We start from the raw sequence: 23,177 nt of genomic DNA, 5'->3' as shown, positions 1-23,177 counted from the left end.
GGCGGCCGCGCATTCTTTCTTAACCCAAATTGCCGGAAACTTCGTTGAAGACATTTTTAATGCCGCCGGTCACGGCGGTCAGCGAGACGACGATCGTGAGAGCGATCATAGCGGCGATCATCGCATATTCGATAGCGGTCGCGCCCGACGCATCAGCGAGAAACCTCTTGAGCCGATCGATCATTTTCATCTTGCGAATTCACTCGATAAGTCGCGAAAAATTGGACGCCACAATATGAATTTACCTAAAAAGACTTGTCGATACCTTAAGAATCTCGGTCAATGGCGATGCTGCCTTCGCGGCGCGCCAGATGTTTCCGTTTCCCGTCGGACGGCGTTTCATGATAAAGTGACTGGATCAGAGTCCGATGGCGTCCCATAACTCTGCCGAAAGTGAAACAGGCGCGTCGCGACGCGCCGCAAGGAGAGGCAAGATGCCTGCATTCCCTAGAAGCGCGATCGCCGGCTCGATCATTGCGTTGTCGACAGTCGCGGCGCTCACATTATCGGTGAATGCAAGCGCGCAAACCGCGCACCGTCCGATTCATCACAAGGTTCACATGTTGGCGCCGCGCCAGCCCGATATGTCGCCGCTCGCGCCCGGCGTCGAGCTACGCGCCAGCACCTCCGCCGCAACCGGATCCGAGAATCATTATTTCAGCGACACCGTCGCAACCGGCCATAGCGATTTGATGGACAACACGTTTCGCTATGGGCAATCGCCGACAGCAAGGTATAATTCGGACGAGCCGTTGTTCCGGTTCTGAGCGCTGGCGGCGTCTCGCGATCGCGCCCCTTCAGGGCGATCGCGCCAACGCTTGAACAAACAACTCATGGAACTCATTTGACAATCGGACGTTACCGATGACGCTTGCACTGATCGTTTGAACCGATCAGCCAGGCGCCGATCGGGTCCGGCTCGCCTGGAGAAGACCCCTATTTGCCGGGAGCTTCGCCGTGAGCCTGCTGATCATCATCATAATCCTCGTTCTTCTGTTTGGCGGCGGCGGCGGCTATTACGCGCACAACCGCTACGGCGGCGGCGGACTCGGCGGCGTTCTTGGCATCGTCGTGATCGTGCTGGTGCTTCTCTGGCTGTTCGGTCGGTGATGCGCTGCGCGGCTCGGTGTGTTGCGCCGTCCGCTTGAGATTTTGCCAAACATCCGTGGGATGGCGGAGAGACTTTCCGACGCTGGCAAAACACGGCCGCCGGGCTATGCAAGGCGGCCGTGTTTTGAAGGGGACGATAGGTTCTCTTGCCGTCTAAACCCCGAAGGGAACGTTTGCCCGGCGTCGTGCGTTTGGTTCATACCTTCCAAATGAATCCCAGGAAATCCCCATGACCGACGATGCAAGCGAGCAATCTCAGGCGTCCATGCAATCGAGCGAAGCCTCCAGCGCGGATGTGCTTGCCGCCCTGACTGCTCTTCGCCAGGACGTTGGGCGTCTGGCGGATGACGTTGCTTGTTTCGCGCAATGCCAACGAGGCGCCGCCGCCACCGCAATCTCCGGAGCGATAGACGACGCTAAAGATCAAGTTTCGAAAGCGGCGTCAGGGATCGAAAATCTTGCGTCCGACCTTGAAGCAGGCGCGCGAACGCGGATTCGGGGAAAGCCTTTGACCTCTGTGTTTTTCGCGGCGTTCATTGGATATGCCCTGCGCGGGTTGGAAGGCTCGCGCCGGTCGCATTGAGCCACACTCTCGCTATCTCGCATAAAAGGCCGCGTGTTTGAATCGGCTTCGGCCGTCAGGACGCTTCAAGCGAACTTCCGTTTTTATGCTTGCGCCGCCCTCGCTCAGCAGAGAGCTGAGTCGAATCGAGTGAAGAGGTCTCACGACCACAGCGATGAATTCTCAGCCCAAAATCAGTTGGGCCAGCACTGATGACCGTCTGCGCCGACGTGCATTCCTGGCGGGCATGCGAAGTGGGTCCCGCGAGGACTGCCGCCCGCGCTATTAAACGGATGACAATGGCCAGTCGGCCCTCGCCACCATCCAACCCCGCACCCTTCCGAGACTTTCACGATTCCGACTTCGCCGCTGATCGGCGTTGGCAAACCCGTCGCGCCGGCGGCGGGCGCGAGCCCGAAGGACAACATAGCGCTCAACACAATTGGCCCAAGCATAGGCATTGCCCTTTCTCAATCCCACGCCGCCGCCATTCTCGATTTCGCAACGCCGCCGCCGGTCCATGCGCGCGGCCGTTTTATTGTTTCAGCGCGCGCCGCCGCCGTCGGGCGCTTCTATGCCGTTTCGACCGATCGCGCCGGGCGCGACGATTCCTGGCGGAATGTTCTTCTGGTTGGTGAAACCCGGACCGACGCCGCCGGGAGCATCCATACTGCTGCCGGGAGAACCTCCATGGGCCGTGTTTGGCACGACTTGCGTCGGCGGTAGGCCGTTTCGACCGGGCTCCGTAACCATGGCCGCATAGGCGATTGTCGGCGCAAGAGCCGAAATCATGAATGCGCTCTTCCAAATGTTCTTGATCATGGCAAAACGTCCTTTGCCCTGTTCGACAACAGCAAAGCCGCGCAAAGGCGGCTCGTTGACTCATCGCCGCCGCGTGCGCCAAGCATGCGATCCACGCCGCGGCGGCCAAGATATCGCCGGCGACCGCTCGCGTTGTCTTGTCCTAGTGTCTCCGGATACAGCGGAAACCCTGGGCATTGGGGAATGGCTCCGATTGCATGCCACGCTGGCATGGACCTGAATCTGAAAATTGGGGCAAGCGGCCGTGCACTCTCGGGAGCGTGCCCCGTTCCTGCTCCAGCACACCCGTCGGATCGTCCGCGTAGGCGCCGGTGGACGCGAACAGCAACGCGAGAATGGCGCCGCATTTCAAAGAAGTTCTGATCATTTGAGTCTCCTGTTGGTCGCCAACTCCCCCTAAAACGCCTAACGGGGATGATGCTCAAAAGGTTGCCCTGCTCGCGATCCACGGTCGCCGCGCGCAGCCTAAATCAGCCCCTCGACCTTCAACGCGCGCGTCAGTAATTCCTCAGCTTCCGGGAGCGGCGTTTCGTCGGCGCATGCATCTTCCAACCGCTGGGCGGCAAAACGCCAGACGGCGAGGCGCCGATTAGAAGGGGGAACCGCAAGCATCATCTCGCGCGCCTGGTTTAAAGTCGCGAGAGTGCGGCCGTCCTTAAGCGCGATGGGCGTAGGCAGCTTGCGGGTCCAGGGCATTCGCTTGCGTCGCAGATTCGCTCACGGTTGCGTGAGAGCAGCGTCCGTCTTTGTCCGCTTCAATTCAGCCAAATCCATGCCGCGTATTGGACAAATCTTGGACAGGGCAGGGCTGGTTTTTTAGCTAACTCATTGATTATATTGGCGCGCCCAACGGGAATCGAACCCGTGTTTTCGCCGTGAAAGGGCGACGTCCTGGACCGCTAGACGATGGGCGCTGCGCGGCGGCTCGGCATGTTCGAGGCCGGCCATGCTATAGAGTCGCCAGGCTACGCTGGCAAGTGCGTATCGCAGCCCTCCACTTGCACGCTATGCTTCGCTGGACAATCATGCTGGGCAAGCATTGTCCGACGGGAGGTCTCAGATGCGCGCGATCCGGATATATGAGACCGGCGGGCCGGAAGTCATGCGTTTCGAGGATGTCGAACTGCCGCCGCCAGGGCCGGGCGAGGCGCGCGTGCGCCATCACGCGATCGGCGTGAATTTCCTGGATGTCTACTACCGGACAGGTCTCTATCCCTCGCCGCCCAAGCCGTTCACGCCGGGCAATGAAGGCGCGGGCGAGATCGTCGCATTGGGCAAGGGCGTCAAGGATTTGAAGCTCGGAGATCGCGTCGTCTATGCCGCGCCGCTCGGCTCTTATGCGGAAGAGCGCAATGTCGAGGCGAGGTTTCTCGTTAAACTGCCCAAAGGGATTTCCTATGAGACGGGCGCGGCGATGATGCTGAAAGGCCTCACCGCGCAATATCTGCTGCGCCAGACCTACAAGGTCCAGGCGGGCGATACGGTCCTCGTCCACGCGGCGGCGGGCGGTGTCGGGCTTGTGCTTTGCCAATGGGCCAAGGCGCTCGGGGCGACCGTCATCGGCACGGTCGGCTCGCCTGAAAAAGCCAAGCTCGCCAAAAAGGCCGGCGCCAAACACCTGATCCTCTATCGCGAAGAGGATTTCGCAGTCCGTGTCAGGGAGATCACCAAAGGCGCCAAATGCGCGGTCGTCTATGACGGAATCGGCAAGGCGACATTCCCCGCTTCGCTCGACTGCCTCCGGCCATTGGGGACTTTCGCCAGCTATGGCTCCGCCTCGGGGCCCGTCGAAGGCTTCAACCTCGCTTTGCTGGCCCAGAAGGGATCGCTGTTTGCAACGCGGCCGACCCTCTTCACGTTTCTTGCCGATCGCGACCGCCTCGAGCGCATGGCGCGTGACTTGTTCCGCGTCGTGCAGTCGGGCGACGTCGAGATCAGCGTCGCCTCGCGCCTGTCGCTCGCCGAGGCGGCCCGCGCGCATGCCGCGTTGGAAGCCCGGGAAACCACGGGATCGACAATTCTCCTGCCGTGACGGCGGCTCCCCGGACGGCTACGAAGTTCGGGCGACATTCGTTCCTAATGCGAAAGTGCTTGTGGATTGATTCGATAAGTCGCGAACGATTGAGGCTGGCTATGTTTTGATCCGTGATTAATATCAACTCATTCTTGGCTGGGAGGCTGGGTTGGAGCAGGCGAACACAGCGATAGCGGGGGAGCCGGAATCGCCGCTTTTGGCGGTGCGCGGCATCACCAAGCGGTTCGGCTCATTCACGGCCAACGACAACATCACACTGGGTTTGACGCCAGGCGAAGTCCACGCCCTGCTCGGCGAGAACGGCGCGGGCAAGTCGACGCTGGTCAAGATGCTCTACGGCCTGCTCGCGCCGACCGAAGGCGAGATTCTTTGGCAGGGCGCGTCGATAAAACTGCCCAATCCCAATGCCGCGCGGGCGCTGGGAATCGGCATGGTGTTCCAGCATTTTTCGCTGTTCGACAATTTGACCGTCGCCGAGAATATCGCGCTGGTCATGCCCGCGTCCGACAGGCTGCAGGACGTGCCGGGCAAGATCGACGGCATTTCGCGCGCCTATGGCATGGGTCTTGAGCCGAACCGCCCGGTCTGGTCGCTATCGGCGGGCGAGCGTCAACGCATCGAAATCGCCCGCTGCCTGCTTCAGGACCCCAAAGTCCTCATCCTCGACGAGCCAACTTCGGTGCTGACGCCGCAGGAAGCGGAAAAGCTATTTGAAACGCTGGACCGGCTCAAAGCCGAGGGCAGGGCGCTTCTGTATATTTCGCATCATCTGGAGGAGGTGAAGCGCCTTTGCGACCGGGCGACCATCCTGCGCCTGGGCAAGCTTGTGGGAACCTGCGATCCGCGCGTCGAGACGCCGCGCTCCCTCGCCGCCTTGATGGTGGGTTCGCAAATCATGGAAGTGCGCGCGGCCGGCGCCCACACGCTCGGCAAGGATCGCCTGGTCGTTTCCGATCTCGATGCGCCATCGCCGTCCCTGCATGGCGTCTCGCTCAAACATGTTTCGTTGGCGGTGAAGGGCGGCGAAGTGTTTGGGATAGCCGGCGTCGCGGGCAATGGCCAGTCGGAGCTTTTCGCCAATCTTTCGGGCGAAAGCCTGGCGCGACGGCCAGAAGCGATCGTCATCGACGGCTCGCCGGTGGGGGCGCTCGGCATCAGCGACAGGCGCGCGCTCAACGCCGGCTTCGTGCCCGAAGAGCGCAACGGCCATGCCGCGGCGCCCGATTTTACACTGTCCGAAAACATCGTGCTGACGGGTCACGGATCGGACGGCCTGACGCGTTTGGGCTTCATCAACGGAGCGGCGGCGAAGGATCAATCGCAAAAAGTCATCGCAGCGTTCGACGTTCGCAAATCCGGCGCGGACCCGCTGGCGCGCACTTTATCGGGCGGCAATCTGCAAAAATTCGTCGTGGGCCGCGAAATCCTGCGCGAACCGGCGCTGCTGGTCATCAATCAACCGACATGGGGCGTCGACGCGCTGGCGGCGGCGACGATCCGGCAGGCTTTGCTCGATCTTTGCGCGCGCGGCGCCGCCGTGCTGATCATCAGCCAGGATCTTGACGAATTGTTCGAGATCAGCGACCGGATCGCGGTCATCCATACCGGCGAATTGTCGGAGGCTTTGCCCGCGCGCGGCACGACGCGCGAAGAGATCGGCCTGCTGATGGCGGGCATGCCGGGCGGCGCCAATGTTGCTGGCGGGAGCGCCCATGCGCCTTGATCTTGACGCGCGGCCGCAGCGCTCGACTCTACGCGAGATCCTCGCGCCGGTCGGCGCGCTGATCGTCGCCATCCTGATCGGCGGGGTGGTCATCGCCTTGATGGGCCGCTCGACGATCGAAGCGTTCGACGTCTATTTCGTCGAGCCGCTGTCGCAATCCTATTCTCTTCAGGCGATCGCGGTTAAAGCGGCGCCGCTGATCCTCATCGCCGTCGGCCTCGCCTTCTGCTATCGCGCCAATTTGTGGAATATCGGCGCGGAAGGGCAATTCATCGCCGGCGGCGCGCTCGGCGGCTGGCTTGGTCTCGTGACGCATGACGGCGCCTTTCAGGGCGTGCTCGGGAGCTGGTGGATTCTTCCCGCCATGATGATCCTCGGCGCGCTCGGCGGGTTGCTTTATGCGATGATCCCCGCGCTGCTGCGCGTCTGGCTGAACGTCTCCGAAATCCTCAGCAGCCTGATGCTCGTCTATGTCGCGCAGCTCGCCCTTGACTGGCTTGTGCGCGGACCGTGGAAAGATCCCGAAGGGCATAATCTGCCGGTCTCGGTCAATCTCGACCCCGAGGCGACGCTCCCCATTCTTTTCGACGGCGGCTCTCTTCATCTGGGCGTGCTGCTGGCGCCGCTCGTGGCGATTGTCGCGGCGATCGTCTTCTCGAAAACGTTGTTCGGTTATCAGGTCCGGCTCGTCGGCTCGGCGCCCAAAGCCGCAAGGTTCGGCGGCTTCAACGATCGAACGATTGCGATCGCCGCTTTCGCCATTTCCGGCGGCCTCGCGGGCCTTGCCGGCGTCGCCGAAGTTTCGGGGAGAATCGGACAGCTCCTGCCATCGATTTCGCCGGGCTATGGTTTTTCCGCGATCATCGTCGCTTTCCTCGGACGCCTTTCGCCCGTCGGCATATTCATCGCCGGCCTCGTCCTCGCCTTGACCTTCGTCGGCGGCGAGGATGCGCAAATCGCGATGCATTTGCCCGGCGATCTGACGCTCGCTTTCCAGGGCGTCCTTCTGATCTGCGTGCTCGCCGCCGATGTGCTCGCCCGTTACCGGCTGCGCTTCACAATGGGAGCCCGATCGTGAGCTTCGACCCGCAGCAAATTCAAGACATTCTGATAATCATCGTCGCCGCCGCAACGCCGCTTCTGCTGGCGGCGATCGGCGAAGTCGTCGCCGAACGCGCCGGCGTCCTCAATCTTGGCCTCGAGGGCATGATGATCGTCGGCGCATCGACCGGCTTTGCTTTCGCCTATATGACCGATTCAACGATCGTCGGCGTTATCGCCGGCATTCTGGGCGGCGTGCTGATGTCGGCGGTGTTCGCCTTCCTGACTATCGGCCTCGCCACCAATCAGGTCGCCGCCGGCCTCGCCCTCACCATTTTCGGGCGCGGCCTCGCCAATCTGATCGGGGAAGGATTCGTCGGGCTGAAACGGTCCGGCGCGCCTCATCTTTACATTCCTGGCCTGACCGACTTGCCTTTGGTCGGCAGGCTGATTTTCGGCGAGGACTTCTTCGTCTATTTCGCGATCCTGCTGACAGGCGCCGTGGGCTATTGGTTGATGCGTACGCGCGCCGGCCTCACCTTGCGGGCGGTCGGTGAAAATCACACTTCCGGTCATTCGCTCGGCGTGCCCGTGCGCGGCATAAGATTGCTGGCGGTTCTGTTCGGCGGCGCTTGCGCCGGTCTTGCAGGCTGCTACCTCTCGCTCTCCTATACGCCTTTCTGGTCGCCGGACATGACGGCGGGGCGCGGCTGGATCGCGCTGGCCCTGGTGGTGTTCGCCTCCTGGAAGCCGTGGCGCGCGCTCGCCGGCGCGATTCTGTTTGGCGGCGTCGCGGTGCTGGCCCTCGCTTTCCAGGGCTTAGGCGTGCCCATCCCCGCCCAGCTTCTCAATTCCCTGCCTTATCTGACGACGATCATTGTGCTGGTTGTGCTTTCACTCCGCGACAGCCGCGGCGCTCTGGCGCCCGCTTCGCTTGGGCAGGCGTTCATTCCCGACCGGTGACAGCGACGAAAGTTGTTGATGTTCGCAGGTCGCAAGACTTCAATCGGAACCGGAAGCGACCGCCGGCGCCGATGTTGCTAAGGTCGAACTGGTTTTGTAACGGGAGAATGGTTCATGCGCACACTCTTTACCGCCGCCGCTGTCGCGGCGCTTTCACTGGCGGCCGCCGGCGGCGCCGAGGCGGCAGGCAAGGTGAAGGCCTGTTGGGTCTATACCGGCCCGGTAGGCGATTTTGGCTATTCCTATCAGCACGATCAGGGTCGTCTCGCCGCCGCGAAGGCTCTGGGCGACAAAGTCGATGCGACGACCTTCCTTGAAAACATCCCCGACAGCGATAGCGAGCGCGCCATCGAGCAACTGGCCCGCAGCGGTTGCAACATCGTGTTCACGACGTCGTTCGGCTTCATGGACCCGACGTTGAAGGTCGCCAAGAAGTTTCCCAAAGTGATGTTCGAACACGCGACCGGCTATAAGCGAAACCCGAACATGTCGACCTATGCGGCCAAATTCTATGAAGGCCGCTATGTGATGGGCCAGATCGCCGGCAAAATGACCAAGACCAATACGATCGGCTATATCGTGTCCTTCCCGATCCCCGAGGTGATTTCCGGCATCAACGCTTTTGAGCGCGGCATGCAGACGACCAATCCGAACGCCAAGATCAAGATCGTCTGGGTCAATACCTGGTTCGATCCGGGCAAGGAAGCGGACGCGGCCAAGGCGTTGCTCGCTCAGGGCGCCGATATCCTGACCCAACACACCGATTCCGCCGCGCCGTTGCAGGAAGCCGAGAAGGCCGGCAAATTGGGCTTTGGCCAGTCGTCGGACATGATGAAATTCGCCCCCAAGGCGCAGTTGACGGCCAATACTGACAATTGGGGTCCCTATTACACCCAGCGCATTCAAGCCCTGATCGACGGGAAGTGGAAGTCGGAGGACACTTGGGACGGCATCGGCAAGAACATGGTCGTGATGGCGCCTTTCGCCAACATGCCTGACGATGTGAAGGCGGCGGCGGTCAAGACGACGGCCGACATCGCCTCGGGCGCGCTCCAGCCCTTCGCTTGCCCGGTCCTCGACCAGGACGGCAAGGACCGCTGCAAACCGGGCGCAAAGACGCTCGAAGATGGAGACGTGCTGGGCATGAACTGGTATGTCAAAGGCGTGGACGACAAGATCCCGCAATAAACCCAGAGTTCGCGATGAGCATTTGGGCTCGGATTTCGAGGGGCGGCCTTAGGGCCGCCTCTTTTTCTTAGTAGCCGGCTTTGTGAACTTAAGGCGCGACGGGCCTGCTGTTGACGCTTGGCTGACGCGCTGCGCGCGCGTATAGGGTCTGTTTGTTGGACAAGTCGCGCTGGCCGGGCGCCGGTTGCGGACGGAAAGGTTTGATACGCTGATGACGGAGCCGGCAAGTCTGAGAGGCGGCGATTACGACGTCGCCTCAAAAAAGTCGAACGAGGGCGGTCTCTGGGAGACGATTAAAGTCATCGTTCAGGCGCTGCTGATCGCGCTTGTCATCCGCACTTTGCTGTTCCAGCCGTTCAATATTCCCTCGGGCTCCCTGACCCCGACGTTGCTGATCGGCGATTACCTCTTCGTTTCGAAATATTCATACGGTTATTCGCATTTTTCGCTGCCGTCGTTTCTGGATCTGCTCCCCGGATCGATGCCGGGCCGGCTCTTCGCGTCACAACCCAAGCGTGGCGACATCATCGTGTTCAAGCTGCCGCGCGACGGCGAGACCGACTATATCAAGCGTCTGATCGGTCTGCCGGGCGACAAGGTCCAGATGATTCACGGTCGCCTCTATATCAACGGGACGGTCGCCGAGCGCACGCCGCTGCCGCCCTATCCGATGTCGGGCAATTTTGGCCGCCCCATCGAGGTTCCCCATTATGAGGAGACGCTGCCGGGCGGCGTCAAACACGAAATCATTCAGATCAGCGGCGACGAGGGCGAAAAAAGCAACACCCCCGTTTATGAAGTGCCCGCGGGCAATTATTTCATGATGGGCGACAATCGCGATAATTCGCTCGATTCACGTTTTCCGCCAGAAGAAGGCGTCGGCTTCGTGCCCTTCGACAATCTCATCGGCCGCGCCGAGGTAATCTTCTTTTCGGTCGAGGAGGGCGAGCCGGCCTGGCAATTCTGGCGCTGGCCCTGGATTGTGCGCTGGCATCGCCTGTTCCAGCCGGTCCGATAGGATCGCTTCGGAAGTTATTGATGCCGCGCTGATGGGCGATTCTATTCGAGAGGCGGCCTTCGGGCCGCCTCCTTTTCTTCATATCGGCCCGTAAGGGGCGTCTGCCGGGACGCTTGGCCGACGCGTTGTGCGCTGGTATGGCGTTTGTTTGCCTGACAGAATGCGCCGGTCGGCCGCCGGTCGCGGATGGAAAGGTTCGATATCGATATGACGGAGCCGGCAAGTTTGAAGAGCGGCGATTTCGAAGCCGCTGCAAAAAAGACTAGAGAGGGCGGTCTTGGGACGATCGCCTTCGCTGCTCTGGCGGCATTGATCCTGGTCGCCGGCCGTCTCCTCTTGTTCCAGCCGTTCAATATTCCTTCCGGTTCCTTGATTCCGACTTTGCTGATTGGCGACTACGTATTCGTGTCAAAATATTCGTACGGTTATTCGCATTTCTCGCTGCCCTCGTTTTTGGATCTTGCGCCGGCCGCCATGCCGGGCCGCCTATTCGCGTCTCAGCCCAAACGTGGCGACGTCATCGTATTCAAGCTGCCGCGCGACGGCCAAACCGACTATATCAAGCGCCTCATCGGCCTGCCCGGCGACACCATCCAGTTGCGCCACAGCAGGCTCTACATCAACGGAACGATCGTCGAACGCACGCCGCTGCCGCCCTATTCGACGCTCGGCCATTTTGGCAGCCCGATCGATGTTCCCCATTATGAGGAAACGCTGCCGGGCGGCGTCAAACATGAAATCATCCAGATGGACGGCGACGAGGGCTATTGGGACAACACCAATGTCTATACAGTGCCGCCAGGCAATTATTTCATGATGGGCGACAATCGCGACAATTCCAACGATTCACGCCTCGCGGCCGAGCAGCAGGGCGTTGGCTTCGTGCCTTTCGACAATTTCATAGGCCGGGCGGAGATGGTCTTTTTCTCGGTCGGCAGCGAGAGCCCGGCCAAGGATAATTCGGGCGGGACGTGGGCCATTCGCTGGGACCGCCTGTTCCAGCCGGTCCGATAGATGGCCAGAAAAGAAAAGGCCGCGCTCACTGATCTCGAAGCCCGGCTCGGCTATAAATTCAGGGATGCCGAACTCGCCGCGCGCGCGCTGACTCACCTTTCGGCCCCAGCCACAGGCAGGCAAGGTCGGCTCGATTCCTATCAGCGGCTGGAGTTCCTGGGCGATCGCGTCCTCGGTCTGGCTGTCGCGGCAATGCTCTACGAGGCCTTTCCGCAAGCTAGCGAAGGAGAGCTGTCGATGCGCCTAGCCGCGCTGGTGCGGCGCGAAACCTGCGCGGAAGTGGCCAAGGAATGGGAGGTCGGCCCGCATGTCGTACTCGGCGTTGGCGAGGCGCAGGCGGGTGGGCGCAAGAAAGCGGCGATCCTCTCGGATATCGCGGAATCTTTGATCGGCGCGGTGTTCGTCGAGGCCGGCTTCGACGCGGCGCGGCAATTGATCGCGCGGTCATGGCGCGCCCGCATGTATGCGGTCGAGGAGCCCGAGCGCGACGCCAAGACCGCGATGCAGGAATGGGCGCAGGCGCGCGCCCTTAACGCGCCGACCTATATTGAAATCGATCGCTCCGGCCCGCCGCATGCGCCCCAGTTCACGATTCAAGTGTCGCTGGAGGGCTTTGCGCCGGCGCAGGGTTCGGCGTCCTCCAAACGCGCCGCCGAACAGGCCGCGGCGCAAGCTTTCATGGCGCGTCAGGCCGGAATGGAAAATTCATGACCGACACATCCTGTGGCTTCGTTGCTTTGATCGGGGCGCCGAACGCCGGCAAGTCGACTTTGATCAACGCGCTGGTCGGCTCCAAAGTCTCGGTCGTGTCTCGAAAGGCGCAAACGACGCGCACGACGGTGCGCGGCATTGTGATCGAGGGCGCCGCGCAAATCATCTTCGTCGATACGCCAGGCCTGTTTGCGCCCAAACGCCGGCTCGATCGCGCGATGGCCGCGTCGGCCTGGGGGGCGGCGGCGGACGCCGACGTGCTGGCGCTGCTGATCGATGCGCGGCAGGAGCTGAGCGGATCGGCGAAGACCGATCGCGGCGCGGCGTCTTCGGATACGCCCCACGCCAGCGCCCCGCATGCCTTGAGCGAGCAGACCGAGACGATCGTGCGCGCCTTGAACGAGAGCACGACGCGCAAAGTCCTCGTGCTCAACAAGATCGACCTGGTGGACCGTCCGACGCTGCTGGCGCTTGCCGAAAAGCTCAACGCCACGCTCAAGTTTGAAGAAACATTCATGATCAGCGCCGTCACCGGCGACGGCCTCGATCAATTGCGCGAGCGCCTCGGCCGCATGATGGCGCCCGGTCCCTGGCTCTATCCCGAAGATCAGATCACCGACGCGCCGATCCGCGCGCTGGCGGCGGAAATTACGCGTGAGAAATTATTCGAGCGCCTGCACGACGAATTGCCTTATCAAGCAACCGTCGAGACCGACAGTTGGAAAGAATTGCCGGACGGGTCCGTGCGCATCGAGCAGACGATTTTCGTCTCGCGCGACAGCCACAAGAAAATCGTCCTCGGCGAAGGCGGTCGGACCATCAAATCGATCGGCACGGCGGCGCGCAAAGAGATCGCCGAGGCGAACGACGGGCCGGTCCATCTCTTTCTGTTCGTCAAAGTGCGCGCCAACTGGCTCGACGATCCCGAACGCTACCGCGCGATGGGGCTGGAGTTTCCCAAGAGCTGAGGGCCAAGCGTTGGACGCGCCGATTCCCGCGAGCCCCTCAACCTCGCCAGAAGGGGGCGTCTCCAAGATCGCGCGCGGCGGCGCGGGTTTTCTGCGCGCGACGGCGGCGCTGTTCTTCGGCGGGTTTTCGACCTTCGCGCTCCTCTACAGCGTGCAGCCGTTGCTGCCTGTGTTTTCGCGCATCTTCCATGTTTCGCCCGCCGTCAGCAGCCTGTCGCTTTCGGCGACGACGGGCGTTCTGGCGATATCGATGATCGCGGCGGGCACGATTTCCGAAATTCTCGGCCGCAAGCGCGTGATGGTCGCATCGCTCGCTGCTTCCTCCGCCGCGACCATGCTCGCCGCGTTTTCGCAAGACTGGACGCAACTCATCCTGCTGAGGGCGCTGACCGGGCTGGCGCTGTCGGGGCTGCCGGCCGTCGCCATGGCCTATCTCGGCGATGAAATGGACGGCAAGGCGATCGGTCTGGCGATGGGGCTTTATGTCGCCGGCAGCGGCCTTGGCGGCCTGGCGGGCCGGTTGGCCGTCGCCGTTCTCGCCGATCGGGGCGACTGGCGCCTCGGCATCCTCGTCGTCGGCGCCATGGGGCTCGCCAGCGCCGGCCTGCTGGCGATCATCCTGCCGGAATCGCGCCGCTTTACGCCGCAACGGCCCAATCTTCGCGCCCTATGGGCCTCCCTGATCAGCCATTTCGCCGATCCGGGCCTGCGGCTTCTGTTCCTTGCGGCCTTCCTGCTGATGGGCGGGTTCGTCTGCGTCTATAATTACATCGGCTACCGGCTGCTTGAAGCGCCGTTTTCGCTGAGCCAGACGACGATCGGGCTCATCTTCATTCTCTATCTCGCGGGAACCGTCAGCGCGACGGCGATGGGCGATCTTGCCGGCCGTTTTGGGCGGCGGCGGATTTTATGGATCGCGATGGCGATGATGCTCGCCGGCGTGGCGGCGACGCTGCCCGACAATCTCATCGCAATCATATTGGGCGTCGCGCTCGTCACCGCGGGGTTTTTCGGCGCGCATTCGATCGCGTCAAGCTGGGTGGGCCTGCGCGCGGAAAAGGCGAAAGCGCAAGCTTCCGCGCTCTATCTTTTCTTCTATTATCTCGGATCGAGCGTCGCCGGTTCGGCGGGCGGTTGGTTTTTCTCGCGCGCCGGCTGGCCCGGCGTCGCCGGGTGGATCGGCGCGCTGGCATGCGGCGCACTGATCGTCGCGCTACGCCTTGCAAGGACGCCGCCGCCGCGTCATCTCGCGAACAATTGAGGGAGTCTGAACATTGGAATGGCGCGACGAGGGGCTCGTCATCGGCGTCAAGCGCCACGGCGAAACCTCGGCCATCATCGAAACGCTGACCAAGGCGCATGGGCGCCATCTGGGCCTTGTGCGGGGCGGTCGTTCGACCCGTTTCCAAAGCCTGCTGCAGCCCGGCAATTCGCTAGGCCTCGTCTGGCGCGCGCGGCTCGACGAACATCTGGGCAGCTACGCCATCGAGCCGCTCCATCTCAGGGCGGGGCGGTTGATCGCCAGCGGCCTGGCGCTGGCCGGCGTCAGCTATCTTGGCGCCCTGCTGAGGCTGCTGCCCGAGCGCGACCCTCACGAATCCCTGCATGAAGCGCTCGAGATCATCGCCGACCATCTTGATCTTGCCGATGTCGCGCCAACCCTGCTCGCGCGCTTCGAATTGCAGGTGCTCGCCGAATGCGGCTTCCAGCTCGATCTGGAGCGTTGCGCGGCCTCGGGGTCGCGCGACGATCTGATCTATGTCTCGCCCAAATCCGGCCGCGCCGTCAGCGCATCGGCCGGCGCGCCCTGGCGCGACAAATTGCTGGCGCTGCCGGCGTTTCTTCGCTCGGACGATTCTCTCGCGGCACCGACAGTGAGCGAGCTTGCCGACGCTTTCCGCCTGACGGGATTTTTCCTCGAGCGCAATCTGTTTGGCCCGCGCGGGCTGCCCATGCCCGACGCAAGGCGGGCGTTTCTCGCCGCGGCGACCAAGTAACCGGCGTTCCCCGCGCAAACGGGGCCAATCGGGCGACGGTCAGAAAATGACGTGCTTTCCAGCGTCATACCGTCTAGAAGCCGCTCTCACCGGCCGCCAGGCGTGCAGGCGCCATTCGCGGCGGTCGTTGGACCTCGACCGCCACATCGCTTCGCCGTCCTCGTCTCGGTCTTACGCCGCCTTCAGTAGGTGCGGCCCGTTTCGAGCTGGGTCTTGGCGTCGAGCTGCTTACGGGGCGGCGGGTTCAAGTCTGCTTGCGGCGGGGGCGGCGCGGCTGCGCAGGCGGCGAGGGACAGCGCCAAACCAACGGCGACAAGGGATCGGATGAAAGTGGCCATGATATCTCCAAACCATGAAATGAAGGCGCCTGCTTATCGCGCGCCGTCCTCCCTATCACCCCAATCATGTCGGTTTTGGGTCGCTCGCCATAATTCGCCGATGGCCGCGCAATGATTCCCGCCGCGCGTGTCGCCGCCGCCATAGAGATCCTCACCGATATCGAAGAAAGGCGGCGGCCCGCCGCCGAATCCATCAAGGATTGGGGGATCGCCCATCGTTTTGCTGGATCGGGCGACCGTTCGGCGATCGCCAGCCTCATCTACGACGCGTTGCGGCGCAAGGCGTCTTCCGCATGGATCATGGGCGAGGCGGGCGCGCGCGCCAGCGTGATCGGCGCGCTCAAGCAATTGCGGGACCAGTCGGGCGTCGATATCGCGCGTCTGTTCACGGGCGAGGGCCATGCGCCGCCGCCGTTGAGCGCCGGGGAGCAGGATCGGCTCGAGAATGGCGTTCTCGATGACGCGCCCGCGCATGTGCGCGGCGACTATCCCGAATGGCTGAGCGCCGCCTTCGAGGCGAGCTTTGGCGCCGCCGCCGCCGACGAGGGTAGGGCGCTTGCCGAGCGCGCTCCCGTCGATTTGCGCGTCAACGCCCTTAAAGGCGACCGCGACAAGGCGCTGGCTTCGCTGGCCCATCTGTCGCCCCAGCCGACGCCCTTCTCGCCCGTCGGCCTGCGGATCGCCATCACCGCGGAGGGCAGAGGGCCGGCGCTTGCCGCCGAGCCCGCCTACGCCAAAGGCCTTGTGGAAGTGCAGGACGAAGGCTCGCAACTGGCCGCGCTGCTGTCGGGCGCCGCGCCCGGCGCCCAGGTTCTCGACCTTTGCGCGGGCGCGGGCGGCAAGAGCCTCGCCCTGGCCGCGATGATGAACAATCAGGGCCAGATCTACGCCACCGATTCAGACGGGCGGCGGCTGATGCCCATTTTCGACCGCCTCGAACGGGCCGGCGTGCGCAACGTGCAAGTGCGGGCGCCCAAGGGCCCGCGCGACATATTAAGCGACCTGGCGAGGCGCTGCGATCTCGTCTTCGTCGATGCGCCCTGCAGCGGCTCGGGCGCCTGGCGCCGTAATCCCGACGCCAAGTGGCGGATGCGGCCCGGAGCGCTTGAGCAGCGCATTAAAAATCAAAAGGAAACCCTTCAACAGGCGGCGCAATTCGTCAAACCCGGCGGGCGGCTGTTGTATGTCACCTGCTCGCTGTTGCGGGCCGAGAATGAGGATCAGATCGACGCCTTTCTCGGCGAGCACGCTGATTTTCTCCCGGTCGGCGCCGCGCATCTCGCCCGGTCGGCGGGTCTGCCGGCCCTTGCGGCGCAGGCGTCGAAATTAGGCGTCGGATTGCGGCTCAGCCCCCTACAAACCGCCACCGATGGCTTCTATATCGCGGCTCTGGCCCGTTCATGAGGCGCTTCGTCGCTTCCCTGTCGCAGTGAAGTCTGAGATATTGGCAGGGTGCAACCACGCGCTTTGCCTTCGTCAGGGCGCCAACGAACTGGGGAAATGTCATGGATGAACCGTTGGGTGTGCTGGGGACGCCGGATATCGGCTTTTTTTCGCTGATCATCATTGGCGGACTTGCCGGATGGATCGCGGGCATGATTTTGGGAATCCGGCACGGAATTCTCACGAACATCCTGGTCGGCATCGTCGGCTCGTGGATTGGCTCCTATGTCGCCGATAATTTTCTGCATTTTGCGGTCGCCGGGTCGGGCAAGCATTTCCTCGCCGCGCTGGTCGGATCGATCATCGTTCTTCTCATCTGGCAATTGATTCACGGCCGAAGCGTCTATCCACAACAATAGGCGACGTGGCTGATTGGCTGCGCCGCAGAGGCATCTGATGACTGTCGTGCTCGATCTCTTGAACAATGACCCGCGCAAAATCGGGTCCATCGATCGCACGCGCCACCCCGAAAAGGCGCATCGGCCCGATCAGCCGATCGCGAGAAAGCCGGATTGGATCCGGGTCAAGGCGCCCGGCTCCGAGAAATTTGCGCAAACGCAAAGGATCGTGCGTCAGCACGGTCTTGTTACCGTCTGCGAGGAGGCGGGCTGTCCCAACATTGGCGAGTGCTGGGAGAAGAAACACGCCACCTTCATGATCATGGGCGACACGTGCACGAGGGCCTGCGCCTTCTGCAATGTGCGCACCGGCCTACCCGAAGCGCTGGAGGCGGGCGAACCGGAGCGGGTCGCCGACGCCGTCGCGAAGCTCGGCCTTGCGCATGTCGTGGTGACCTCGGTCGACCGCGATGACCTGGCCGATGGCGGCGCTGAGCACTTCGCGCGAACGATCCGCGCCATTCGCGCCGTTTCTCCCGCGACGACGATCGAGGTGCTGACGCCCGATTTCCTGCGCAAGGACGGCGCGCTGGAGGCGGTGATTGCGGCGCGGCCCGATGTTTTCAACCACAATCTCGAAACGGTCCCTTCGAAATATCTGACCGTCCGCCCCGGCGCCCGCTATTTCCACTCGATACGCCTGCTTCAGCGCGCCAAGGAGCTTGATCCGACGATGTTCACCAAGTCGGGCATCATGGTCGGCCTTGGCGAGGAGCGCCACGAAGTGCTGCAATTGATGGATGATCTGCGTTCGGCCGAGGTCGATTTTCTGACAATCGGCCAATATTTGCAGCCAACGCGCAAACATCATCAGGTGATGCGTTTCATCACGCCCGAAGAATTTGCCTCTTACGCCACGATCGGCGCGGCGAAAGGCTTCCTGTTGGTGTCGTCCTCGCCGCTGACCCGCTCGTCGCATCACGCGGGAGACGATTTCGCCCGCCTCAAGGCGGCGCGCCTGGCGTCTTGAGCCCCTTCGCACGATCAGCGCGCCGCGCTTTCTATTGACCCTTGAGGGGCGAGGCTATAGGCACTGCGCATCCCGTGAAGGGAGCGCGTAGCTCAATCGGTAGAGCATCTGACTTTTAATCAGAGGGTCGTGGGTTCGAGTCCCACCGCGCTCACCAATAAAATCAAAGACTTATCAAAAACTCACCGTTTGAGAAGCGCCGACTAAAACGGTTTTTCAACGATGCCTTTGGGCGGGTTCAAGCAGTACGGACGGGGCCGTGAAATGGGGTGGAGGGCGATCGAGCTTTGTACGGGTGTCAAATCAATTGGCATCGCGCATTGATTTAGGCTGTGACACTGCCGAAGCGCCACGCGGGGGAGACGATATTTTCTGAGGTCGCAAAGATGAATCTCTATGATCGGAATCGGCGCGATCAGTAGTGCGGCGCCGCGCGGCTGGGTCCAGTCAGCGCCGTAGCCCCTCGACTAGAGCCGGGTCGCGAGCCGCGCGCGCATGAGCGGCTGGGCTGCCGGCCGGGTGTCGGAAAGCGTGATCGCGGCCCGCAGAGCCGCGGCGGCCCGCGACCACGCGGCCTCGTCGCGGGCGTGAAGGATGGCCAGCGGTCGGTCAATGCCGGCGCGGTCGCCGACATGGACCATGCCAGAGAGGCCGACGGCGTGGTCGATCGACTGGTCCGGCCGCGTCCGGCCCGACCCGATGCCCAGGAGGGCGAGACCGACGGCGCGCGCGTCCACCCGCGCCACATAACCATCGGTCTCCGCAAAGACTGGCCGGATGAAGGGCGCCTGTTCGAGATGACGGTCGGGGTTCGTGACGATATCGGCGGGTCCGCCGAGCGACGCGACCATGCGGCCGAAGCGGTCGGCGGCGCCGCCATCATCAAGCCTGGTCTTCAGAAGCGCACGCGCTTCGGCCATCGTGGCGGCGAGGCCGCCCATGATCAGGATCTCGGCCGAGAGCGTTATGACGATCTCCTCGAGCCGCACCTCGCGTGGGCCGCCGGTCAGGAAGCCGATCACCTCGCGGATTTGCGGCAGGCTGCCAACGGCGTCGCCCATCACCTCGTCCATGTCGCATAGATGCGTGACCATTGGCACGCCGGCGTCCTCGGCCACGCCGAGCATGCTCTGTGCGAGGGCGAGGGCGTCATCGACCGTCGGCATGAAGGCGCCGGAGCCGAAATTGACGCTCATCACCAGGCCATTGATGCCGGCCGCGAGCTTCTTCGACATGATCGAGCTGGCGATCAGCGGGATCGATTCGACCGTTGCCGTCACGTCGCGCACATAATAGATCGCCCCGTCGGCCGGAGCGAGGCGGCGGGTCGGTCCGATGATCGCGCAGCCCACCTCGGCCACGGTCCGCATGAAGAACTCCACCGGCGGCGCAATCTGCACGCCCGGCATGCTGTCCATGAGATCGACCTCGCCGCCGGTATGGCCGAGGCCGCGGGCCGAGATCATCGGCATCTTGATGCCGCAGGCGGCGACGAGCGGCGCGACGATCAGGCTCACCTTCTCGTCGCCGACGCCACCGCTCGAATGCTTGTCGATCAGCGTCCGCCCACCGATGCCAATCGTGCTCCAGTCGATCACATCGCCGGAGTCGCGCATGGCGAGCGCGAAGGCCGTCAGTTCATCGCGCTCCATGCCGTTCAGATAGACGGCCATGTTGAAGGCGCCGATCTGGCCCTCGCTGATCGTGCCGTTGGTGACGCCCGCGATGAAGAAGGCGATCTCCTCGACCGAAAGCGCGCCCCGGTCGCGCTTCTTGCGAATGATCTCCTGCGGCAGGAAACCGAGCCGTTCCGCGCTCATGCGGAGGCCCGATTCTGACCGGTCCAGAACGGCATGTCGCCCTGATACCGGTTGATGCCGATATCGCGGATCGTCGCCCGGCGGTGGAGTTCGCGCATATAGGGCTCGAAGACCTTGTTCCGCGCCTCGACCTCGGCGTGCTCGGTGAGCCAAGCCGGCACGATCTCGCGCAACTCGGCGAACACGGCGTCCTCATCGACTGTGGTCAAGCGGCCGTTTGCAACGACGACGGCGCCGTCCACCATCACCGTCTCGATCGACTGCCCGTTCTCGCAATAGACGAGGTGGTGGCGGATGTCGTTCATCGGCGAGAAGTTGAAGCCGTCCATTTTCAGAATTAGGAGGTCGGCCTTCTTGCCGACTTCGAGCGATCCCGTCACGTGATCGAGGAGGGCGGTACGCGCGCCCTTGATCGTCGCCGCGGTTAGGATCTCCTCCGACGTCACCCAGCGCTCATAATCGGGCGTGGCCGTACCGTGGATAAGGCCGGCGGCGCGCATCACATCGAAGATGCGGGCGGTGTCGTTGCTGCAAAGGCCGTCCGTGCCGAGCCCAACATTCACCCCGGCGTCAAGCAGGCGCCGAACTGGCGCGACGCCGGCGCCGAGTTTCTGGTTCGAGATGCAGTTGTGCGCGATCGAGCAGTCGGCCGAGCCCATCAGCACCATATCTTCATCCGTCACCCAGATCGAATGGGCGATGGTGACATTCCTCGCCAGCAGACCAAGATCGTGCATATAGCGGATCAGCGTCTTGCCGTAGAACTCTTCGCCCGTGACGGCTTGTGTCTTCGTCTCCAGGATATGCGTGTGGTAGGGTACGCCTTTTTCGACGGCGAGGGCGAGACAGGCCTCCATCAGCGGCACGCTGCATCGCTGCGGCGCCGAAGGCGCGAGCATGAAACGGAGGCGGCCATTGCCGCGCCCATGAAGGCTTGCAAAGACGGAGCGGCAATAGTCCATATAGCCGTCGACCGTGAAGCCCGGATCGGGGATTGCCGCCTGAAGCGCGGCGGGGACGATCTCGCGCGCGAAGGGCAGCGTGTCGAAGATATGCCTGTCGATGATGGCGTTCGAGACATTGGCGCGGATGCCGACCGCATCATAGGCGGAGAAGACAATGCCCAGCCGGTCGAGATCGAAGCGCGGCGGATCGAAGAAATCATCCACCATGGTGGTGACGCCGCCCTTCAAAGCTTCCATCGCCGTCAGCAGAGAGCGCAGATAGAGCAGCCGCTCCGGGATGACCGGCGCGCCGACGAGCGGATAGGCGTAGAGCGTCCACACCTCAAGCGGCATGTTCTGGTAGCGGCCCTTGAAGAACGTCTCGGACGAGTGGATGTGGGCGTTGACAAGCCCCGGCATTACCAGGCGGTCGCGGCCCTCGATCACCTTCGCGCCGGGCGGCGCCTCGAGGCCGTGGCCGATGGTGGCGATTCGGTCACCCTCCACGAGAATGTCGCCGAGGAATGGTGTGGCGCCATGGGCGGCGTCCATGGCGAGGATGGTGGCGTTCCTGATGAGCGTGGTCATGCCGTCACCCCTTGAACGCGCGCATCTTGGGGCAATTGGGAGAAGACGAAAGGGGCATCCTCCGCCATGGTCCGTCCGATCGGCAGCCTCGTTTTGCGATCAGCCGGCCAATTCATGATCACATGTGGACTCAACACGTGGTGGCGCTCCTCATGGCAACCGCGCGATCGTTTCGACCAGAAGGTCGTAGTAGCCAGCGGGATCGCCGTTTCGGACATAGGCGACGTTGCGCGGCCGATCGGTGACGCGCCACCAGTCGGCGACCGTCATACCTAGCGTCAGCGCGCTATCCGTTTCGACCGTCACGTTGATCCGTCGAGATACGAACAGCTCCGGCTTCAGCATGTAAGCGGGTACGCAGGGCCCGTGCAGCGGCGCACCCTCCCAGCCGTATTTTTTCAGATCGAACGCCTCGGAGAAGCTCAGCATGTCGGCGGTCGCGAGGCCGCAGCGGTTGCCCAACGCTCGGAAGCGATCAAGTCGCTCCGGGGTCGACAGCATCTGGTGGGTGACGTCGAGCGGCAGCATGGTGATCGCCGCGCCCGAGCGCAGCACGAGGTCAGCGGCTTCGGGGTCCACATAGACGTTGAACTCGGCGGCCGGCGTGATGTTGCCAACCTCGAAATAGGCGCCCGCCATCATGACGACGCCTGCCATACGCGAGGCGATGTCAGGCTCCTTCTCCAGCGCCAGGCCGAGATTGGTGAGCGGCGACAGGCAAACGAGCGTGACGCTGCCCGGGGGTTCGCGCAGCAGTGTCTCGACGATGAAGTCGATGCCGGATTGCGCCTGCAGCGGCATTGACGGCTCGGGCAGGTCCACCCCATCGAGACCGTTCGGCCCATGCACATGCTCAGCCGTGACCAGCGGGCGGCGCATCGGTCGGGGCGAACCGAGATAGACTCGCACGTCGCTGCGCCCTGCGAGTTCCAGGAGTTGGCGTGCGTTGCGCTGCGTCTTGTCGAGGCCGATATTGCCGGCGGTCGCGACCACACCGAGAATGTCGAAGTCCTTTGGCAAGGCCAGCAGCACGAAGAGCGCGACCGCCTGGTCCTGGCCAGGGTCGGTGGTGACGATGATCTTGCGCGCCGCGGTCATGGCAGCTTTCCCACCGCGCCGCCCTCATGCCAGGCATAGAGTTCCCACGCCTCGCCGTCCGGTCCGGCGAAGTAGCAGCAGCGCGCGTTCCACGGGTAGTCGGCTGGCGGCCGGGTAAAGACGACGCCCTGCGCCGCGAGGTCGGCGTGGCAAGCGTCCACCTCCGCTGGAGAGGCAAGCAGGACGGCTACAAGCACGTTGTGGGCGCCGGAGCCGCGCCGCGCGGGAACGGTAGTGTGGCGGGCGATGTGGTCGATATCCCAGAGCGCCAGCGTCAGCCCGGCGCCGTCGAAATCAGCGAAGCCCGGCGCCCGGTGCTTCAGCACGAAGCCGAGCTTGTCGACATAGAAAGCGATCGATCGCTCAATGTCTTCAACGAGGAAGCACACGTCGCTTATAGCGTGGCGTTGGGCGAAGGCGGTCATA

The 23,177-nt window shown here is 63.0% G+C and carries 24 protein-coding genes and 2 tRNA genes; 17 read left to right on the top strand and 9 right to left on the bottom strand.

The genetic code is table 11. The features are described 5' to 3' along the window. Nucleotides 1-19 precede the first annotated feature (19 nt). Nucleotides 20-184 carry a Flp family type IVb pilin gene (locus GSQ90_RS12665; protein ID WP_246731570.1) on the bottom strand — a complete coding sequence of 55 codons (165 nt, stop codon included), beginning with the start codon at nucleotides 182-184 and terminating at the stop codon, nucleotides 20-22. 250 nt (nucleotides 185-434) lie between these two features. Here GSQ90_RS12665 and GSQ90_RS12660 point away from each other — a divergent pair, with 250 nt between their 5' ends. Both GSQ90_RS12660 and GSQ90_RS12655 read left to right on the top strand, forming a co-directional pair. Then, nucleotides 435-767, top strand: a complete 333-nt coding sequence (locus GSQ90_RS12660) for a hypothetical protein (protein ID WP_158815180.1) — start codon at nucleotides 435-437, stop codon at nucleotides 765-767. Nucleotides 768-957: 190 nt separating this feature from the next. Then, nucleotides 958-1,110, top strand: a complete 153-nt coding sequence (locus tag GSQ90_RS12655; protein WP_158815179.1) for a DUF3309 domain-containing protein — start codon at nucleotides 958-960, stop codon at nucleotides 1,108-1,110. A gap of 756 nt (nucleotides 1,111-1,866) precedes the next feature. Here GSQ90_RS12655 and GSQ90_RS32840 read toward each other — a convergent pair. The 3 genes from GSQ90_RS32840 to GSQ90_RS12640 form a co-directional block, all read right to left on the bottom strand. Beyond that, nucleotides 1,867-2,100: a GCG_CRPN prefix-to-repeats domain-containing protein gene (locus tag GSQ90_RS32840; RefSeq protein WP_371418363.1), complete on the bottom strand. Its 234-nt coding sequence runs from the start codon at nucleotides 2,098-2,100 to the stop codon at nucleotides 1,867-1,869. A gap of 115 nt (nucleotides 2,101-2,215) precedes the next feature. Further along, nucleotides 2,216-2,494, bottom strand: coding sequence for a hypothetical protein (locus tag GSQ90_RS12650; protein WP_158815178.1), 279 nt, complete (start codon nucleotides 2,492-2,494; stop codon nucleotides 2,216-2,218). Between the two features lie 838 nt (nucleotides 2,495-3,332). Next, nucleotides 3,333-3,408: transfer RNA gene (locus GSQ90_RS12640), tRNA-Glu, on the bottom strand. 146 nt (nucleotides 3,409-3,554) lie between these two features. Here GSQ90_RS12640 and GSQ90_RS12635 point away from each other — a divergent pair. The 11 genes from GSQ90_RS12635 (at nucleotide 3,555) to recO (ending at nucleotide 15,152) form a co-directional block, all read left to right on the top strand. After that, a complete protein-coding gene (locus GSQ90_RS12635; RefSeq protein WP_158815176.1) occupies nucleotides 3,555-4,526 on the top strand; it encodes a quinone oxidoreductase in 972 nt (323 codons plus the stop codon). A 151-nt stretch (nucleotides 4,527-4,677) separates the two neighbouring features. Beyond that, nucleotides 4,678-6,252 carry an ABC transporter ATP-binding protein gene (locus tag GSQ90_RS12630; protein WP_246731569.1) on the top strand — a complete coding sequence of 525 codons (1,575 nt, stop codon included), beginning with the start codon at nucleotides 4,678-4,680 and terminating at the stop codon, nucleotides 6,250-6,252. Continuing rightward, nucleotides 6,242-7,330: an ABC transporter permease gene (locus GSQ90_RS12625; protein ID WP_158815175.1), complete on the top strand. Its 1,089-nt coding sequence runs from the start codon at nucleotides 6,242-6,244 to the stop codon at nucleotides 7,328-7,330. Before GSQ90_RS12630 ends, GSQ90_RS12625 begins: the two co-directional genes overlap by 11 nt. Next, the gene (locus GSQ90_RS12620) at nucleotides 7,327-8,256 is read left to right on the top strand and encodes an ABC transporter permease (protein ID WP_246731568.1); all 930 of its coding nucleotides are present in this window, start codon (nucleotides 7,327-7,329) and stop codon (nucleotides 8,254-8,256) included. Before GSQ90_RS12625 ends, GSQ90_RS12620 begins: the two co-directional genes overlap by 4 nt. A 114-nt stretch (nucleotides 8,257-8,370) precedes the next feature. Continuing rightward, entirely contained in the window at nucleotides 8,371-9,444 is a 1,074-nt protein-coding gene (locus tag GSQ90_RS12615) for a BMP family ABC transporter substrate-binding protein (protein WP_158815174.1), read from the top strand. 211 nt (nucleotides 9,445-9,655) lie between these two features. Further along, nucleotides 9,656-10,462 (top strand): signal peptidase I, encoded by an 807-nt coding sequence (gene lepB, locus GSQ90_RS12610; RefSeq protein WP_158815173.1) that lies wholly within the window; start codon nucleotides 9,656-9,658, stop codon nucleotides 10,460-10,462. 207 nt (nucleotides 10,463-10,669) lie between these two features. Next, a complete protein-coding gene (gene lepB, locus GSQ90_RS12605; protein WP_158815172.1) occupies nucleotides 10,670-11,476 on the top strand; it encodes a signal peptidase I in 807 nt (268 codons plus the stop codon). Further along, complete coding sequence (gene rnc, locus GSQ90_RS12600) at nucleotides 11,477-12,187, top strand: ribonuclease III (protein ID WP_158815171.1); 711 nt, start codon at nucleotides 11,477-11,479, stop codon at nucleotides 12,185-12,187. Then, nucleotides 12,184-13,155 (top strand): GTPase Era, encoded by a 972-nt coding sequence (gene era / locus GSQ90_RS12595; protein WP_158815170.1) that lies wholly within the window; start codon nucleotides 12,184-12,186, stop codon nucleotides 13,153-13,155. Before rnc ends, era begins: the two co-directional genes overlap by 4 nt. A gap of 10 nt (nucleotides 13,156-13,165) precedes the next feature. Then, nucleotides 13,166-14,416, top strand: a complete 1,251-nt coding sequence (locus GSQ90_RS12590) for an MFS transporter (protein ID WP_246731567.1) — start codon at nucleotides 13,166-13,168, stop codon at nucleotides 14,414-14,416. Nucleotides 14,417-14,429: 13 nt separating this feature from the next. Continuing rightward, on the top strand, nucleotides 14,430-15,152 hold the full coding sequence (recO, locus tag GSQ90_RS12585; RefSeq protein ID WP_158815169.1) for a DNA repair protein RecO: 723 nt from the start codon (nucleotides 14,430-14,432) through the stop codon (nucleotides 15,150-15,152). 182 nt (nucleotides 15,153-15,334) lie between these two features. On the opposite strand, the gene GSQ90_RS31990 is transcribed toward recO, so the two are convergent. Beyond that, nucleotides 15,335-15,490, bottom strand: coding sequence for a hypothetical protein (locus tag GSQ90_RS31990; RefSeq protein ID WP_174247472.1), 156 nt, complete (start codon nucleotides 15,488-15,490; stop codon nucleotides 15,335-15,337). A 111-nt stretch (nucleotides 15,491-15,601) separates the two neighbouring features. Between GSQ90_RS31990 and GSQ90_RS12580 the strand changes: the two genes are divergently transcribed. From GSQ90_RS12580 to GSQ90_RS12565, 4 genes are all read left to right on the top strand, one after another. Continuing rightward, the gene (locus GSQ90_RS12580; RefSeq protein ID WP_158815168.1) at nucleotides 15,602-16,894 is read left to right on the top strand and encodes an RsmB/NOP family class I SAM-dependent RNA methyltransferase; all 1,293 of its coding nucleotides are present in this window, start codon (nucleotides 15,602-15,604) and stop codon (nucleotides 16,892-16,894) included. 101 nt (nucleotides 16,895-16,995) lie between these two features. Continuing rightward, nucleotides 16,996-17,292, top strand: coding sequence for a GlsB/YeaQ/YmgE family stress response membrane protein (locus GSQ90_RS12575; protein WP_158815167.1), 297 nt, complete (start codon nucleotides 16,996-16,998; stop codon nucleotides 17,290-17,292). 37 nt (nucleotides 17,293-17,329) lie between these two features. Next, the gene (lipA, locus tag GSQ90_RS12570; RefSeq protein ID WP_158815166.1) at nucleotides 17,330-18,301 is read left to right on the top strand and encodes a lipoyl synthase; all 972 of its coding nucleotides are present in this window, start codon (nucleotides 17,330-17,332) and stop codon (nucleotides 18,299-18,301) included. A gap of 81 nt (nucleotides 18,302-18,382) precedes the next feature. Further along, nucleotides 18,383-18,458, top strand: a tRNA-Lys gene (locus GSQ90_RS12565). Nucleotides 18,459-18,768: 310 nt separating this feature from the next. On the opposite strand, the gene GSQ90_RS12560 is transcribed toward GSQ90_RS12565, so the two are convergent. The 4 genes from GSQ90_RS12560 to GSQ90_RS12545 form a co-directional block, all read right to left on the bottom strand. After that, complete coding sequence (locus GSQ90_RS12560; protein WP_158815165.1) at nucleotides 18,769-20,121, bottom strand: thymidine phosphorylase; 1,353 nt, start codon at nucleotides 20,119-20,121, stop codon at nucleotides 18,769-18,771. Beyond that, entirely contained in the window at nucleotides 20,118-21,653 is a 1,536-nt protein-coding gene (locus GSQ90_RS12555; protein WP_158815164.1) for an amidohydrolase family protein, read from the bottom strand. Before GSQ90_RS12555 ends, GSQ90_RS12560 begins: the two co-directional genes overlap by 4 nt. A 150-nt stretch (nucleotides 21,654-21,803) precedes the next feature. Beyond that, nucleotides 21,804-22,751, bottom strand: a complete 948-nt coding sequence (locus GSQ90_RS12550) for a nucleoside hydrolase (RefSeq protein WP_158815163.1) — start codon at nucleotides 22,749-22,751, stop codon at nucleotides 21,804-21,806. Continuing rightward, a complete protein-coding gene (locus GSQ90_RS12545; RefSeq protein WP_158815162.1) occupies nucleotides 22,748-23,176 on the bottom strand; it encodes a VOC family protein in 429 nt (142 codons plus the stop codon). Before GSQ90_RS12545 ends, GSQ90_RS12550 begins: the two co-directional genes overlap by 4 nt. Nucleotide 23,177: the final 1 nt, after the last annotated feature.

Origin of the sequence: Methylocapsa sp. S129 (assembly GCF_009765995.1) — a bacterium.
Classification (GTDB): domain Bacteria; phylum Pseudomonadota; class Alphaproteobacteria; order Rhizobiales; family Beijerinckiaceae; genus Roseiarcus.
Note: the sequence above shows the minus strand (reverse complement) of the source record. Positions and strands in the feature narration are given on the sequence as shown.